This is a genomic window from Vibrio sp. ED004 (genome assembly GCF_023206395.1).
Classification (GTDB): domain Bacteria; phylum Pseudomonadota; class Gammaproteobacteria; order Enterobacterales; family Vibrionaceae; genus Vibrio.
In genome coordinates this window covers 1686071-1700647 of record NZ_CP066149.1, presented here as the reverse complement: position 1 = coordinate 1700647, position 14577 = coordinate 1686071, and the positions used below count along the sequence as shown (strand labels likewise).

The 14577-nt window shown below is 46.4% G+C and carries 11 protein-coding genes; 7 read left to right on the top strand and 4 right to left on the bottom strand.

All coding sequences use genetic code 11. The features are described from left to right. The 6 genes from atpA to ITG10_RS07645 all read left to right on the top strand — a co-directional run bounded on the left by atpA (nt 1) and on the right by ITG10_RS07645 (nt 7724). Entirely contained in the window at nt 1-1542 is a 1542-nt protein-coding gene (gene atpA / locus ITG10_RS07670) for a F0F1 ATP synthase subunit alpha (RefSeq protein ID WP_017632647.1), read from the top strand. Nucleotides 1543-1590: 48 nt separating this feature from the next. Continuing rightward, nucleotides 1591-2457 carry a F0F1 ATP synthase subunit gamma gene (gene atpG, locus ITG10_RS07665; RefSeq protein WP_017058793.1) on the top strand — a complete coding sequence of 289 codons (867 nt, stop codon included), beginning with the start codon at nt 1591-1593 and terminating at the stop codon, nt 2455-2457. Between the two features lie 34 nt (nt 2458-2491). Beyond that, a complete protein-coding gene (atpD, locus tag ITG10_RS07660) occupies nt 2492-3895 on the top strand; it encodes a F0F1 ATP synthase subunit beta (RefSeq protein ID WP_019825544.1) in 1404 nt (467 codons plus the stop codon). Nucleotides 3896-3913: 18 nt separating this feature from the next. After that, nucleotides 3914-4336: a F0F1 ATP synthase subunit epsilon gene (locus tag ITG10_RS07655; protein WP_004735742.1), complete on the top strand. Its 423-nt coding sequence runs from the start codon at nt 3914-3916 to the stop codon at nt 4334-4336. Between the two features lie 183 nt (nt 4337-4519). Further along, nucleotides 4520-5878 (top strand): bifunctional UDP-N-acetylglucosamine diphosphorylase/glucosamine-1-phosphate N-acetyltransferase GlmU, encoded by a 1359-nt coding sequence (gene glmU / locus ITG10_RS07650; protein WP_017631548.1) that lies wholly within the window; start codon nt 4520-4522, stop codon nt 5876-5878. 220 nt (nt 5879-6098) lie between these two features. After that, complete coding sequence (locus tag ITG10_RS07645; RefSeq protein ID WP_128644386.1) at nt 6099-7724, top strand: sensor domain-containing diguanylate cyclase; 1626 nt, start codon at nt 6099-6101, stop codon at nt 7722-7724. 71 nt (nt 7725-7795) lie between these two features. Here the strand turns inward: ITG10_RS07645 and punC are convergent, their stop codons facing one another. Continuing rightward, on the bottom strand, nt 7796-9007 hold the full coding sequence (gene punC / locus ITG10_RS07640) for a purine nucleoside transporter PunC (RefSeq protein ID WP_017631546.1): 1212 nt from the start codon (nt 9005-9007) through the stop codon (nt 7796-7798). A gap of 163 nt (nt 9008-9170) precedes the next feature. Here punC and punR point away from each other — a divergent pair, with 163 nt between their 5' ends. Next, nucleotides 9171-10085, top strand: coding sequence for a DNA-binding transcriptional activator PunR (punR, locus tag ITG10_RS07635; RefSeq protein ID WP_017058788.1), 915 nt, complete (start codon nt 9171-9173; stop codon nt 10083-10085). A gap of 99 nt (nt 10086-10184) precedes the next feature. Here punR and ilvA read toward each other — a convergent pair whose 3' ends face one another. Genes ilvA through ITG10_RS07620 form a run of 3 tightly spaced genes read right to left on the bottom strand, consistent with a single transcriptional unit; the run spans nt 10185 to nt 14576 of the window. After that, entirely contained in the window at nt 10185-11729 is a 1545-nt protein-coding gene (gene ilvA / locus ITG10_RS07630) for a threonine ammonia-lyase, biosynthetic (protein ID WP_017631545.1), read from the bottom strand. 3 nt (nt 11730-11732) lie between these two features. Beyond that, nucleotides 11733-13574, bottom strand: coding sequence for a dihydroxy-acid dehydratase (gene ilvD, locus ITG10_RS07625; protein WP_017631544.1), 1842 nt, complete (start codon nt 13572-13574; stop codon nt 11733-11735). Between the two features lie 33 nt (nt 13575-13607). After that, a complete protein-coding gene (locus tag ITG10_RS07620) occupies nt 13608-14576 on the bottom strand; it encodes a branched-chain amino acid transaminase (RefSeq protein WP_017631543.1) in 969 nt (322 codons plus the stop codon). Between the last annotated feature and the right edge of the window lies 1 nt (nt 14577).

Genomic DNA, 14577 nt, shown 5'->3' with positions numbered 1-14577 from the left:
ATGCAACTTAATTCCACTGAAATTAGCGATCTAATTAAACAACGTATTGAATCTTTCGACGTTGTTAGTGAAGCTCGCAATGAAGGTACTATCGTTTCGGTAAGCGATGGCATCCTTAGCATTCACGGCCTAGCGGACGTGATGCAAGGTGAAATGATTGAACTACCGGGTGGCCGTTACGCGCTAGCACTTAACTTGAACCGTGATTCGGTTGGTGCTGTTGTAATGGGCCCATATGCTGACCTACAGGAAGGCATGAAAGTTACAGGTACTGGTCGTATTCTAGAAGTACCAGTAGGTCCAGAAATGCTTGGTCGTGTTGTAAACACACTAGGTGAGCCAATTGATGGTAAAGGTCCTATCGAAGCGAAACTAACTTCGCCTGTAGAAATTATCGCACCAGGTGTAATCGACCGTAAATCGGTAGATCAACCTGTTCAAACTGGTTACAAGTCAGTTGACTCAATGATCCCTATCGGTCGTGGTCAACGTGAACTAGTAATCGGTGACCGTCAGACTGGTAAAACAGCAATGGCGATCGATGCGATTATTAACCAAAAAGATTCTGGTATTTTCTCTATCTACGTAGCTATCGGCCAAAAAGCGTCGACTATTGCTAACGTAGTTCGCAAACTAGAAGAGCACGGCGCACTAGCAAACACTGTTGTTGTTGTTGCATCGGCTTCTGAATCTGCAGCGCTACAATACCTAGCGCCATACGCAGGTTGTGCGATGGGTGAATACTTCCGTGATCGCGGTGAAGATGCACTGATTGTTTACGATGATCTATCTAAGCAAGCTGTAGCTTACCGTCAAATCTCGCTACTACTTAAGCGTCCACCAGGTCGTGAAGCGTTCCCAGGTGATGTTTTCTACCTTCACTCTCGTCTACTAGAGCGTGCTGCTCGTGTAAGCGAAGTATACGTAGAGAAGTTCACTAACGGCGAAGTGAAAGGCAAGACTGGTTCTTTAACTGCTCTTCCTATCATCGAAACGCAAGCTGGTGACGTATCTGCATTCGTACCAACGAACGTAATCTCGATTACTGATGGTCAGATCTTCCTACAAACTGAGCTATTCAACGCGGGCGTACGTCCAGCTGTTGACCCAGGTATCTCAGTTTCTCGTGTAGGTGGTTCGGCGCAGACTAAAATCATCAAGAAGCTATCTGGCGGTATCCGTACTGCACTAGCTCAATACCGTGAACTTGCAGCATTTGCACAGTTCTCATCGGATCTTGATGAAGCGACTAAGAAGCAGCTAGACCACGGTCAAAAAGTTACAGAACTGATGAAGCAGAAGCAATACGCTCCTATGTCTGTATTTGACCAAGCTCTAGTAATCTTCGCTGCAGAGCGTGGATACCTTCAAGACGTTGAACTTTCTAAAGTTCTAGACTTTGAAGCTGCTTTACTGTCGTTTGCTCGTGGTCAATATGCCGATCTAGCAACACAGATCGACACAACGGGTGCTTTCAATAAAGAAATCGAAGCTGAGCTGAAGAAGCTTGTTGACGATTTCAAGGCAACCCAGACCTGGTAATTGGTGGGTGGTCTTAGGGCCACCTCATACCATTAACGGAGAGTAACGATGGCCGGCGCAAAAGAGATACGTAATAAAATCGGTAGTGTTAAAAGCACACAGAAGATTACGAAAGCAATGGAAATGGTAGCAGCTTCAAAAATGCGTCGTTCTCAAGACGCAATGGAAGCTACTCGTCCATATGCAGAAACAATGCGTAAAGTGATCGGTCATTTGGCTAATGGTAGCCTCGAGTATAAGCATCCTTATCTTGAGGAACGTGAAGCCAAACGTGTTGGTTACATCATCGTTTCTACAGACCGTGGTCTTTGTGGTGGTTTGAACATTAATCTGTTCAAGAAAGCCATGAACGACATGAAAGATTGGTCTGAGAAAGGTGCTGATGTGGAGCTTGCAATTGTAGGTTCTAAAGCAACAGCATTTTTCAACAACAGCGGCGCGAAAGTAGCAGCTCAAGTTTCTGGTCTGGGCGATCGCCCAAGCCTTGAAGACTTGATTGGCTCTGTAAGCGTTATGCTGAAGAAATATGATGAAGGCGAATTAGATCGCCTGTTCGTAGTGTTCAACAAGTTTGAAAACACTATGGTACAAGAACCAACGATCGATCAATTACTTCCTTTGCCTAAATCAGACAGCGAAGACATGAAACGCGATCATGCTTGGGACTACATTTATGAGCCTGAGCCAAAACCACTACTAGATGCACTACTGGTTCGCTACGTCGAATCTCAAGTATATCAAGGTGTGGTCGAGAACCTTGCTTGTGAGCAAGCGGCTCGAATGATTGCTATGAAATCAGCAACAGATAACGCTGGTGACATTATTGATGACTTAGAACTTGTGTACAACAAAGCGCGTCAAGCGGCGATTACACAAGAACTTTCTGAGATCGTTTCAGGCGCAGCTGCGGTTTAAGCTTAGGTAAAACTAAATAGTTAGAGGATTAACGATGGCTACAGGTAAGATCGTACAGATCATCGGTGCGGTAGTCGACGTAGAGTTCCCACAGGGTGAAGTACCTCGTGTATACGACGCTCTGAATGTTAATGAAGTACAAGAACGTCTAGTTCTTGAAGTTCAGCAACAACTTGGCGGTGGCGTAGTTCGCGCAATCGTAATGGGTAGCTCTGATGGTTTACGTCGTGGTTTGACAGTTGAAAATACTGGCGCTCCAATCTCAGTACCAGTAGGTACTAAGACATTGGGTCGTATCATGAACGTCCTAGGTGACGCGATTGATGAGTGTGGTGAAATCGGTGCTGAAGAGCATTACGCAATTCACCGTGAAGCTCCAAGCTACGAAGAGCAGTCTAACGAGACAGCTCTTCTAGAAACTGGTGTTAAAGTAATCGACTTGATTTGTCCATTCGCTAAGGGTGGTAAAATCGGTCTATTCGGTGGTGCTGGTGTAGGTAAGACCGTTAACATGATGGAACTTATCAACAACATCGCACTTCAACACTCAGGCCTATCTGTATTTGCAGGTGTAGGTGAGCGTACTCGTGAAGGTAACGATTTCTACTTTGAGATGCAGGAAGCTGGCGTTGTAAACGTTGAAAAACCTGAAGAATCAAAAGTAGCGATGGTTTACGGTCAGATGAACGAGCCACCAGGTAACCGTCTACGTGTTGCACTGACTGGTCTAACAATGGCAGAGCGCTTCCGTGACGAAGGTCGTGACGTTCTACTGTTCGTTGATAACATCTACCGTTACACACTAGCAGGTACTGAAGTATCAGCACTTCTAGGTCGTATGCCTTCTGCGGTAGGTTACCAACCTACACTAGCTGAAGAAATGGGTGTTCTACAAGAGCGTATCACGTCAACTAAATCTGGTTCTATCACGTCTGTACAGGCGGTATACGTACCAGCGGATGACTTGACTGACCCGTCTCCAGCAACAACGTTCGCTCACTTGGATGCAACGGTTGTACTTAACCGTAACATCGCATCTATGGGTCTATACCCAGCGATCGACCCGCTAGATTCTACTTCACGTCAACTGGATCCATTGGTAGTTGGACAAGAGCACTACGATATCGCTCGTGGCGTTCAGTCTACTCTTCAGCGCTATAAAGAGCTGAAAGATATCATTGCTATCCTAGGTATGGACGAGCTATCTGAAGAAGATAAGCAAGTTGTATCTCGTGCTCGTAAGATTGAGAAGTTCCTAACTCAGCCTTACCACGTAGCGGAAGTATTTACAGGTGACCCAGGCGTTTACGTACCTCTTAAAGAGACTCTACGTGGCTTCCAAGGTCTTCTATCTGGTGAATACGATGACATTCCAGAGCAAGCGTTCATGTACTGTGGTGCAATTGACGAAGCTATCGAGAATGCTAAGAAGCTATAAGGCTAACTAGGAGGCGATATGGCAGCAATAACCTTTCACCTAGACGTTGTAAGTGCAGAGAAACAAATTTTCTCAGGCCTTGTTGAGACGTTTCAGGTGACCGGTAGTGAGGGTGAGCTTGGTATTTTCCATGGTCATACTCCACTGCTGACCGCTATCAAGCCTGGTATGGTGCGTATTGTTAAGCAGCACGGCCACGAAGAAATCATTTATGTTTCTGGTGGTATGGTAGAAGTTCAGCCTGGTACAGCGACTGTACTGGCTGATACAGCTATCCGTGGTGAAGAGCTAGACGCAGCAAAGGCGGAAGAAGCTAAACGCAAGGCTGTGGAGAATATCCAAAATCAGCATGGCGACATAGACTTCGCACAAGCGGCCGGTGAACTGGCTAAAGCCATTGCTCAGTTACGAGTTATCGAACTGACAAAACAGCGTCGTTAATCTTTTATAAGATTATAGACTCTGAGATAAAGGCGACCTAAGGGTCGCCTTTTTGCATTTCTAGATTCTCAAAAATGCCTCTTTTACGTATCACTACTGGTTAAATGGTTATTGCGATTTAATTTTTTGGCCAAAAACGGTTACAATATCGGCTTAATAAAAATAACGTTGGATAGGTTTACAATGAAGTTTAGCGCGGTAATTCTCGCGGCGGGCAAAGGCACTCGCATGTATTCAAACACACCAAAGGTTCTGCATACGCTTGCAGGTAAGCCAATGGTGAAGCATGTTATCGATACATGTAATGGTTTAGGCGCTCAAAATATCAACCTGGTTTACGGCCACGGTGGTGATCAGATGAAGGCTACTCTAGCTGAAGAATCTGTAAATTGGGCACTGCAAGCTGAGCAGCTGGGTACAGGCCACGCTGTGGATCAAGCATCTGCACATTTCGCTGATGATGAAAAAGTATTGGTGCTATACGGTGATGTTCCACTGATTTCACCTGAAACCATTGAAAACCTATTAGACGCTCAACCAAACGGTGGTATCGCGCTACTTACGGTCGTGCTAGACAACCCAATGGGATACGGTCGCATTATTCGTCGTAATGGACCTGTTGTGGCTATCGTTGAGCAGAAAGATGCAACGGATGAGCAGAAGCTTATCAAAGAGATCAATACTGGCGTTATGGTGGCGACTGGTGGTGATCTGAAGCGTTGGTTGTCTGGTTTAAGCAACGACAACGCACAGGGTGAATATTACCTGACTGACGTTATCGCAGCCGCTCACGATGAAGGTCGTGCGGTTGAAGCTGTGCACCCAGTAAGCCCAATTGAAGTAGAAGGTGTTAACGACCGCTCTCAACTGGCTCGTCTAGAGCGTGCTTACCAAGCAGAACAAGCTGACAAATTATTGAAGCAGGGCGTTATGTTACGCGATCCTAGCCGCTTTGATCTACGTGGCGAACTGCAATGTGGTATGGACGTTGAAATCGATACCAACGTTATCATCGAAGGCAGCGTAAGCATTGGTGATAACGTGGTTATCGGTACCGGCTGCGTGTTGAAAGACTGTGAGATTGATGATAACACCATCATTCGCCCATACAGCGTAATTGAAGGCGCAACGGTCGGTGAAGACTGTACGGTTGGTCCATTTACTCGCCTACGTCCAGGTGCAGACATGCGTAACGATTCGCACGTTGGTAACTTTGTTGAAGTAAAGAACACTCGCCTTGGTGAAGGTTCTAAAGCGAATCATTTAACGTATTTAGGCGATGCTGAAATTGGTCAGCGTGTAAACGTGGGTGCGGGTGCAATTACTTGTAACTACGATGGTGCGAATAAGTTTAAGACCATCATTGGCGACGACGTATTCGTTGGTTCAGATAGTCAATTAATCGCGCCTGTTACGATTGGTAATGGTGCAACTGTTGGTGCTGGCTCTACAGTAACACGTGATGTTTCTGAAAATGAGTTGGTTATCAGCCGTGCGAAAGAACGTAAGATTGCTGATTGGAAACGTCCAACTAAGAAGTAAACTCTAACGTTCAAAATATATTTTTATGAAAGCCAGTAGCATCGCTACTGGCTTTTTTGTATCGGCCACTCACTGCTAACAAAATAATCAATTTGGCAATTGTATTTTTTTAATAGATTGTTAATATTCGGGCTGTGGTTCGGTATAAATGGGTTGATGTACGGTGATATTGGTTGAAAAGAAATGGCAAACATTGCCGATCATTATTTTGTCTTTTTCAATGTTAATAGGTCTCTATGGCTTTTATGTAACGCTGGAAAAGTTGGTTGTTGAAAATGAGCGTGATCATCTTGTCTCTTTGATGTCAGATGTCGTGTTCGAGGTCCGTGAAGATAGTCGTTTATTCTCGGAAGGCGTAGATGTTGATGATTATATTGGTAATCTTACCCAAGCTAGTACACGATTAAGAATTCAGGTTATTAATCCTGATGGTGTTGTGATTGGGGATACGGACCTTTCTGATCATGCGCTTGCAGGCGTTGAAAACCACAGCGATCGACCTGAATTTCAACAAGCTCTAAAAACAGGCTTCGGCAGTGACGTGCGTTTTAGTACGGTCACTTCGGTTGATCGTATCTATTACTCCCATAAAGAATCCATGAACGGTAGCAGTTTCGTTATCGTTATCTCTTCACCGATGCATCAACTGAAACAGATGAACTTCCAATTGATGGGGATTCTGGTTGGTATGGTTGTGTTGAGTTTGAGCTTCTTGATTGGCACCTCATACGTGAGCAATCGCCAAATTGTTCATCGAGTGGAAGAAGAACAGAAAAAGCAAGACGAGCGCATTCGCCAACGAACCCATGAAATCGAGTTGATGCACCGCCTCGCGAATATGCTTGCCGCATGTAATAACATGGTCGAGGCACAACAGATCGTTTCGGATATCTTGCCGCGAATTCTCGGTAACGTGAACGGCAGTGTTTCTTTGATGCGTGCATCGCGTAACCAGTTGATCACTCAGCTCGATTGGGGAGAGACTTGGCCGGGAAGCGCGAGCTTTGCTCCAGAAGAGTGTTGGTCACTGCGTAAAGGACGTGCACATCAATCGAATGATGATTTCCACTCGTTAACCTGTGGTCACATGCATGAGATGGAAAACAACCAAACCTTGTGTATTCCGTTGACGGCACATGGCAACACCATCGGCATCATGCACCTTTATTTCGGTGTTGGTGACATCAAGATTGATCCCATTACCGAGCAATTAGCCTTCAGTGTTTCAGAGCATTTAGGCTTAGCATTAGCTAACTTGAGCTTACAAGAGAAGCTTCGCTCACAAGCATTGAGCGACCCTCTTACTGGCTTATTCAACCGTCGTTTCTTTGAGCAGAAACTGGAAGAGCACTCAATGAATTCGGCCACCAGCGAACAGCCATTATCGCTATTGATGCTCGATTTGGATCACTTCAAACGTTTTAATGACAACTTTGGTCATGATGCAGGTGATTTCGTATTAAAGGAGATCAGTGCGCTACTTAAACAGAGCGTCAGTGAAGATGAGATTGCTTGCCGATTAGGTGGTGAGGAGTTGGCGGTACTGCTTCCACATTATTCAATGCAAGAAGCGACTGAGTTTGGTCAAACCTTGTGTGATGCTGTGCGTTCGATGCACCTTGAACATAAAGGTTTGTCATTAGGTCAGTTGGGTGTTTCGATAGGTGTAGCTACTTACCCTAAGCCAGCCTCTGATACCGAGTCTTTGGTTAAGATGGCCGATAACGCTTTGTACATGGCGAAAGACATGGGCCGCAGCCGAGTGGTTAACTATGATGAATATAGCCGCCATAAAGCGCCAGCGTTAGAAATTGTCGACGGTGAAGCTGCTTCGAAATTGTCTTAAACTGAGACTGAATTTAGATATAAAAAAAGAGCGAGTAACCTCGCTCTTTTTTGTTTTCGTTAAACGAGGAACTAGTCTTGTTTCTCGTCTGCTACTACTCGAGAGTTGTCTGGCGTAGCGAAGTGTTCTGAAAGCTCTTTGTTCGAAACAATGTAGCCAACCCACAATGCACCCAAACAAATCACAACTGCGATACCTGTTGCGCTTAATGCTTGGCTAGCCATTGCCGCTACCAATGCACTTGATAAGCCACTGATGCTGATTTGCAGGCTGTTTTGTAGACCAGCAGCTGTTGCTGGGCTCTGTTTAGCGCTTGATAGGGCACGGTTAACTACGATTGGGTAAAGTGCACCATTTGCTACAGCAATCAAACAGAAAGGCGCAAGTAGAGGCCAGATGGAAGTCAGTTCCCACTGTGATGCGATAAAGATAAGCATCGCTGATACGCTGAACAAACCAATAAGGTTTCTTAGTACAATACTATCGCCATACTTATTCACCGCTTGCTTACCGAAGTAACCACCCGCCATGAATGCGATTGTTTGTGGGATGAAACTTAGGCCGATGTCTTTTGCTTCATAACCTAGTTGAGCCATGATCTCTGGCATACCCGTTAGGTAAGCGAAGAACGCCGCAGATGCCGAAGCAAACATTAAAACATTACCCATGTAAGGTTTTGATTTAAGCAACATCTTGATGTCTGTCTTAATCGATGTCTGCTTTACTTCAGGCGCTTCTTTTGGCTGAGCCATTGTTGTCGCCACTAGCAGTGCACCCATCAAGGTTAATGTGATGAAGATACTATGCCAGCCAAAGCTATCCGCAAGTAAAACACCTAGCTGAGGTGCTAGTGCAGGAGATAGTGCGACCAAAGGCATGATGGTTGCAAAAATTTGCTGGCTACTGCTTTGTGAGTAACGCTTGATAACCATGGCTTGCCAGATTACCGCCGGAGCACATACACCGATTGCTTGAATGAATCGTAGTGTCAGTAGGTGCCATACCTCGGTGCTGAATGCTAAGCCGAATGAAGCTGCCGTAAAGATTACAAGACCAACCGCCAGCGTATTGCGGTGACCATACTTGTCACTTGCCAGACCCCAAAGAAGCTGACCCATTGCCATACCGCCAAGGAATACGGTTAGAGATAGAGCAATCTGCTCCGGGCCGGTTGCGAAATCAACTTCCATTGCCTTAAATGCAGGAAGGTACATATCGGTCGCAATAAAGCCAAGCATTGAAAGAACTGCAAGGTAGACCAATTGAAATTTAGAAATATTCATAAGATGCCATTAAGCTAAAGGTAGTGATGTTTTTGTCATCAAAAAAATTGTTTGATATACAGAAGTTAAAGCCCCTGTTTATTTATGCTGACATTCTATTTTTCAGATCTGATAAAATAAAACGCTAAAATATGTAGTTATCAATCAAAAAATTTGAAGGCTTATGTTCTCTAAATCCTCTTTAGAAATGCTCGATACTGTGGCTCGCTTGGGTAGTTTTACCGCAGCTGCTGAACAGTTGCACAAAGTACCGTCTGCGATCAGCTACGGTGTTAGACAGGTTGAGCAAGAACTGGATGTTCTACTTTTCAGACGGTTACCGAGAAAGGTTGAGCTGACACCTGCTGGTGAGTTGTTCATTGAAGAGGCTCGTGCGTTGTTGAGACAGATGGAAGAGGTCAGTGCCCAGACTCGCCGCGCGGCTCGTGGTTGGAAGAAAACCTTGCGCCTAACGCTCGATAACGTGGTTAAGCTCGATAAGATGAAGCCGATGATTGAAGAGTTCTACCAAACCTTTGAGTTTGCAGAGCTCCAGATCAACATGGAGGTGTTCAACGGCTCTTGGGAAGCGATAGCACAGGGCAGAGCGGATATCGTGATTGGCGCAACCTCTGCGATTCCGGTTGGTGGCGACTTTGAGGTTAAAGATATGGGACGGTTAGATTGGGCGTTTGTAATGTCGCCAAGTCATCCGTGTGTGCGAGAGCAAAACCTCAATGAAGAGTTTGTTAGCCAATATCCCGCGATATGTTTGGACGATACCTCTAGTGTGCTCCCTAAGCGACACACTGGCCACTACTCAAATCAAAGACGCCTGTTGTTACCCAACTGGTATAGCGCGATTGAATGTCTTAAAAATGGAGTAGGGGTGGGTTATATGCCAAGACACATTGCTGCACCTATTATCGAGCAAGGCTTGCTGGTGGAGAAAATACTGCCTGAACCGAGCCCGCAGAGTCATTGTTGTTTGGTTTGGCGAAAAGACGATAATCATAAGTTGATCGAATGGATGGTGAAGTACCTAGGATCAAGTGAACAACTTCATCAAGATTGGTTGGATCATCGCAAGGCGATCTAATGATCCATTTAAAAGTGATCTTTTGGGTGCTTGGTTTGAATGGGCACCAATAAAAAGAGCGAGTAAAAACTCGCTCTTTTTGGTTCGATAGCTTAATTCTTAAGACAAGAAGAACTTGTAAGAAGGGTTATCGGTTTCATCTTTACACTGATAACCAAGCTCTCGTAAATGTGTTGAGAACTGAGCTAAATCATCATCGCCAAGTTCGAAGCCACACAATACGCGACCATAATCGGCACCGTGGTTACGATAGTTGAACAGGCTTATGTTCCAGTGGGTACCTAAGGTATCAAGGAACTTAATCAAGGCACCTGGGTATTCCGGAAACTCAAAGCTGTATAGGCGTTCTTTCAATGGTTTTGATGGTTTGCCGCCAATCATGTAACGAATGTGCAGTTTTGCCATCTCATCATCAGAAAGGTCGACGACCGGGTAGCCGCCGTCACGCAGGTCATTGATGATGTGCTCAAGCTCTTCCTGACCACCTTGCAGACGCACACCAACGAAGATATTCGCTAGGCTTTCGTCGTTGTGGCGGTAGTTAAACTCCGTCACCGCTCGGCCGCCAATAATATTGCAGAACTCTAGGAACGCACCTTGTCGCTCAGGGATAGTCACCGCAAGCAAACCTTCGCGTTTCTCACCTAGTTCACAACGTTCAGACACATAGCGCAGACCGTGGAAGTTGGTGTTAGCACCAGACAGTACCGTCGCCAGTTGCTTGCCTTGCAGTTGGTTCTGCTCAGCAAACTTTTTCAAGCCAGCCAGAGCAAGCGCTCCCGAAGGTTCAGCAATCGCACGAGTATCTTCAAAGATGTCTTTCACCGCCGAGCAGATCTCATCGCTAGACACCGCAATGTGGCCATCAATGTACTGCTGACATAAGCGGAATGTCTCTTCACCAATGCGCTTAACCGCGACGCCATCGGCAAACATACTGACTTGGTCAAGAACCACTGGTTCACCAGCATCCAGCGCTGCTTTCAAGCAAGATGAGTCTTCTGGTTCAACCGCGATGACTTTGATTTCTGGCATCAACTGTTTAACCAGTACAGCAACACCCGCAGCTAAGCCACCACCACCGACAGGCACAAAGATATAATCCATGTGACCATTCTGCTGAAGCATCTCCATACCCATGGTACCTTGCCCAGCGATCACTAATGGGTGATCGAATGGAGGTACAAAGGTGTAGCCGTGTTCAGCAGAAAGGCGTTCAGCCTCTGCCTTAGCTTCATCAAAGTTGCTGCCGTGCAGAACCACGTTACCGCCAAAGCCACGTACCGCATCAACCTTGATGTCTGGTGTGGTTTTCGGCATCACAATCGTGGTTTGAATACCAAGTTTAGAACCGGACAGCGCCATACCTTGAGCGTGGTTACCCGCCGATGCAGCAATCACACCGGCAGCTTTCTGTTGCTCTGAAAGGCTTGATACCATGTTGTAGGCACCACGTAGCTTGAACGAGTGGACCGGCTGACGGTCTTCTCGCTTTAGCTGAACCTGATTACCAATACGAGTACTTAAGCGAGGCATCTCTTGCAGAGGAGTCACTATTGCCGCTTCGTAAACTGGCGCTCTCAGGATCTGACGCAGGTAATCTGCGCCAGTTTGTTTTACGGGACTGACCGTGTCATCACTCATAGACTAGCCCTCTAGCTTAGACTTATCACGCACGGCGCCTTTGTCGGCACTGGTTGCCATGCTTGCGTAAGCTTTCAGTGCGAATGAAACTTCACGCTGACGGTTTTCTGGTTTCCAGCCTAGTGCATCTTGCTTAACACGACGCGCTTCAAGTTCAGCTTCAGGCACATCAAGTGTGATAGAACGGCTAGGGATGTCGATAGTGATGATGTCGCCAGTATTTACTAGACCAATCACACCGCCACTTGCTGCTTCTGGAGAAGCGTGACCGATAGACAGACCCGAAGTACCACCAGAGAAACGACCATCAGTCAGTAGTGCACACGACTTGCCTAGGCCCATTGATTTTAGGTAAGTGGTTGGGTAAAGCATTTCTTGCATGCCCGGACCACCTTTAGGACCTTCGTAACGAATTACAACCACTTCGCCCGCTTTCACTTTGCCACCTAAGATGCCATCAACAGCACTGTCTTGGCTTTCAAATACGATAGCTGGGCCTTGGAATTTCAGGTTCTCTTCATCAACACCTGCCGTCTTAACGATACAGCCATCAACTGCGATGTTCCCCGAAAGAACTGCTAGGCCGCCTTCTTGGCTGAATGCGTTCTCTTTGGTACGGATACAACCTTCTTTGCGGTCGTCATCAAGACGATCCCAACGACAATCTTGTGAGAAAGCTCTGGTGGTACGGATACCAGCAGGGCCAGCGCGGAAGAACTTAAGCACGGCTTCATCTTCTGTCTGCATGATGTCGTATTGAGCTAGCTGCTCTTGCATGCTTAGACCAAGAACGGTGCGAGTTTGGTTGTTCAGTAGACCTGCACGATCAAGCTCACCTAGGATAGCCATTACGCCACCAGCACGGTGAACGTCTTCCATGTGGTATTTAGGTGTTGAAGGAGCAACCTTACATAGGTGTGGAACGCGGCGAGACATCTCGTCGATATCGCCCATATCAAAATCAATCTCACCTTCTTGAGCTGAAGCTAATAGGTGAAGAACGGTGTTACTAGAGCCGCCCATCGCGATATCCAGTGCCATCGCGTTTTCAAAGGCTGCACGGTTAGCAATGTTGCGTGGCAGTGCTGATTCGTCGTCTTGCTCGTAGTAACGCTTAGTTAGGTCAACGATGCGCTTACCAGCATTGATAAATAGCTCTTCACGGTCAGCGTGGGTTGCTAGCATAGAACCGTTACCAGGCTGAGATAGGCCAAGCGCTTCAGTTAGACAGTTCATTGAGTTAGCCGTGAACATGCCTGAACAAGAACCACATGTTGGACATGCAGAGCGCTCTACTTGCTCACTTTGCTCATCTGAAATCGTTGGATCGGCACCTTGAATCATTGCGTCAACAAGGTCTAGCTTGATGATTTGATCTGAAAGCTTGGTTTTACCCGCTTCCATTGGGCCGCCAGAAACAAAGATCACTGGGATGTTAAGGCGCATTGCAGCCATCATCATTCCCGGAGTGATTTTGTCACAGTTAGAGATACACACCATCGCATCCGCACAGTGAGCATTCACCATGTACTCTACTGAGTCTGCGATCAGCTCACGTGATGGCAGTGAGTACAGCATGCCGCCGTGACCCATTGCGATACCATCATCTACAGCGATGGTGTTGAATTCTTTAGCGATACCGCCCGCTTTCTCGATTTCACCTGCAACCAATTGACCCATATCTTTAAGGTGAACGTGGCCTGGTACGAATTGGGTGAAAGAGTTTACGACCGCGATGATTGGCTTACCGAAGTCATCATCTTTAACGCCAGTTGCACGCCATAAAGCGCGCGCACCAGCCATGTTGCGTCCGTGGGTAGTCGTTGCTGAACGATAGATTGGCATTGCTTAAATCCTTATAAAATATTTGGCTGTTGCTTACTTAGTTGTTTGCGTTTGGTTTTCTGAAGTTTGGTCTGCTGGGTAAACATAATCTAACCAACCCCACTTATCTTCAGTAGTGCCATTGAATAAACCAAAGTAAGCTGCTTGAACTTTTTCAGTGATAGGACCGCGTTTGCCTTCACCTACTGTAATTTTGTCTACGCTGCGAACCGGAACGATCTCTGCTGCTGTACCTGTCATGAAGACTTCGTCAGCAAGGTACAGGGCTTCACGAGCAATGTTCTCTTCACGGATTTCATACCCCATGTCTTTTGCTAGTGTCATGATCGAATCACGAGTAATACCCGGCAGAATTGCGCTGGTTGCTGGTGGCGTTGATAGAATGCCATTACGTACTACAAAGATGTTTTCGCCAGCACCTTCAGAAAGGTAGCCATCAACACTCAGTGCGATACCTTCATCGTAACCATGACGACGAGCTTCACCACCAACCAGTAGTGAAGATAGGTAGTTACCACCGGCTTTTGCTGCGGTTGGGATCGTGTTTGGAGCAGCACGGTTCCAGCTAGAAATCATCGCATCAACGCCATTTTCTAGCGCTTCTTCGCCTAGGTAAGAACCCCAAGGGAAAGCAGCGATGATCAATTCCATTTCAGTATTTTCTGGCGGGCAGACACCCAAACCAACGTTACCTACGAAACCTAGAGGGCGGATGTACGCTGACTCTAGCTTATTTTGGCGTAGCGTTTCGCGAGTCGCTTCCATAATTTCTTCCTCAGTGTAAGGAATAGGGAAGCGGTAGATTTTTGCTGAGTCTTTTAGGCGCTTAGCATGTTCAGGGTGACGAAAGATAACCGGCCCTTTTGGTGTGTTGTAGCAACGAACACCTTCAAACACAGAAGTACCGTAGTGCATTGCGTGAGTCAGGACGTGAACGTTCGCCTCTGCCCAAGGAACCATTTCACCGTTAAACCAAATATAGTCTGCTGTTTTAGCTGTCATG

Excerpts from the sequence above, each read along its gene's own strand:
- atpG (WP_017058793.1), top strand. The coding sequence starts at position 1,591 with ATGGCCGGCGCAAAAGAGATACGTAATAAAATCGGTAGTGTTAAAAGC.
- punC (WP_017631546.1), bottom strand. The coding sequence starts at position 9,007 with ATGAATATTTCTAAATTTCAATTGGTCTACCTTGCAGTTCTTTCAATG.
- atpA (WP_017632647.1), top strand. The coding sequence starts at position 1 with ATGCAACTTAATTCCACTGAAATTAGCGATCTAATTAAACAACGTATT.
- ilvA (WP_017631545.1), bottom strand. The coding sequence starts at position 11,729 with ATGAGTGATGACACGGTCAGTCCCGTAAAACAAACTGGCGCAGATTAC.
- ilvD (WP_017631544.1), bottom strand. The coding sequence starts at position 13,574 with ATGCCAATCTATCGTTCAGCAACGACTACCCACGGACGCAACATGGCT.
- atpD (WP_019825544.1), top strand. The coding sequence starts at position 2,492 with ATGGCTACAGGTAAGATCGTACAGATCATCGGTGCGGTAGTCGACGTA.
- glmU (WP_017631548.1), top strand. The coding sequence starts at position 4,520 with ATGAAGTTTAGCGCGGTAATTCTCGCGGCGGGCAAAGGCACTCGCATG.
- ITG10_RS07645 (WP_128644386.1), top strand. The coding sequence starts at position 6,099 with ATGTTAATAGGTCTCTATGGCTTTTATGTAACGCTGGAAAAGTTGGTT.
- ITG10_RS07620 (WP_017631543.1), bottom strand. The coding sequence starts at position 14,576 with ATGACAGCTAAAACAGCAGACTATATTTGGTTTAACGGTGAAATGGTT.
- ITG10_RS07655 (WP_004735742.1), top strand. The coding sequence starts at position 3,914 with ATGGCAGCAATAACCTTTCACCTAGACGTTGTAAGTGCAGAGAAACAA.
- punR (WP_017058788.1), top strand. The coding sequence starts at position 9,171 with ATGTTCTCTAAATCCTCTTTAGAAATGCTCGATACTGTGGCTCGCTTG.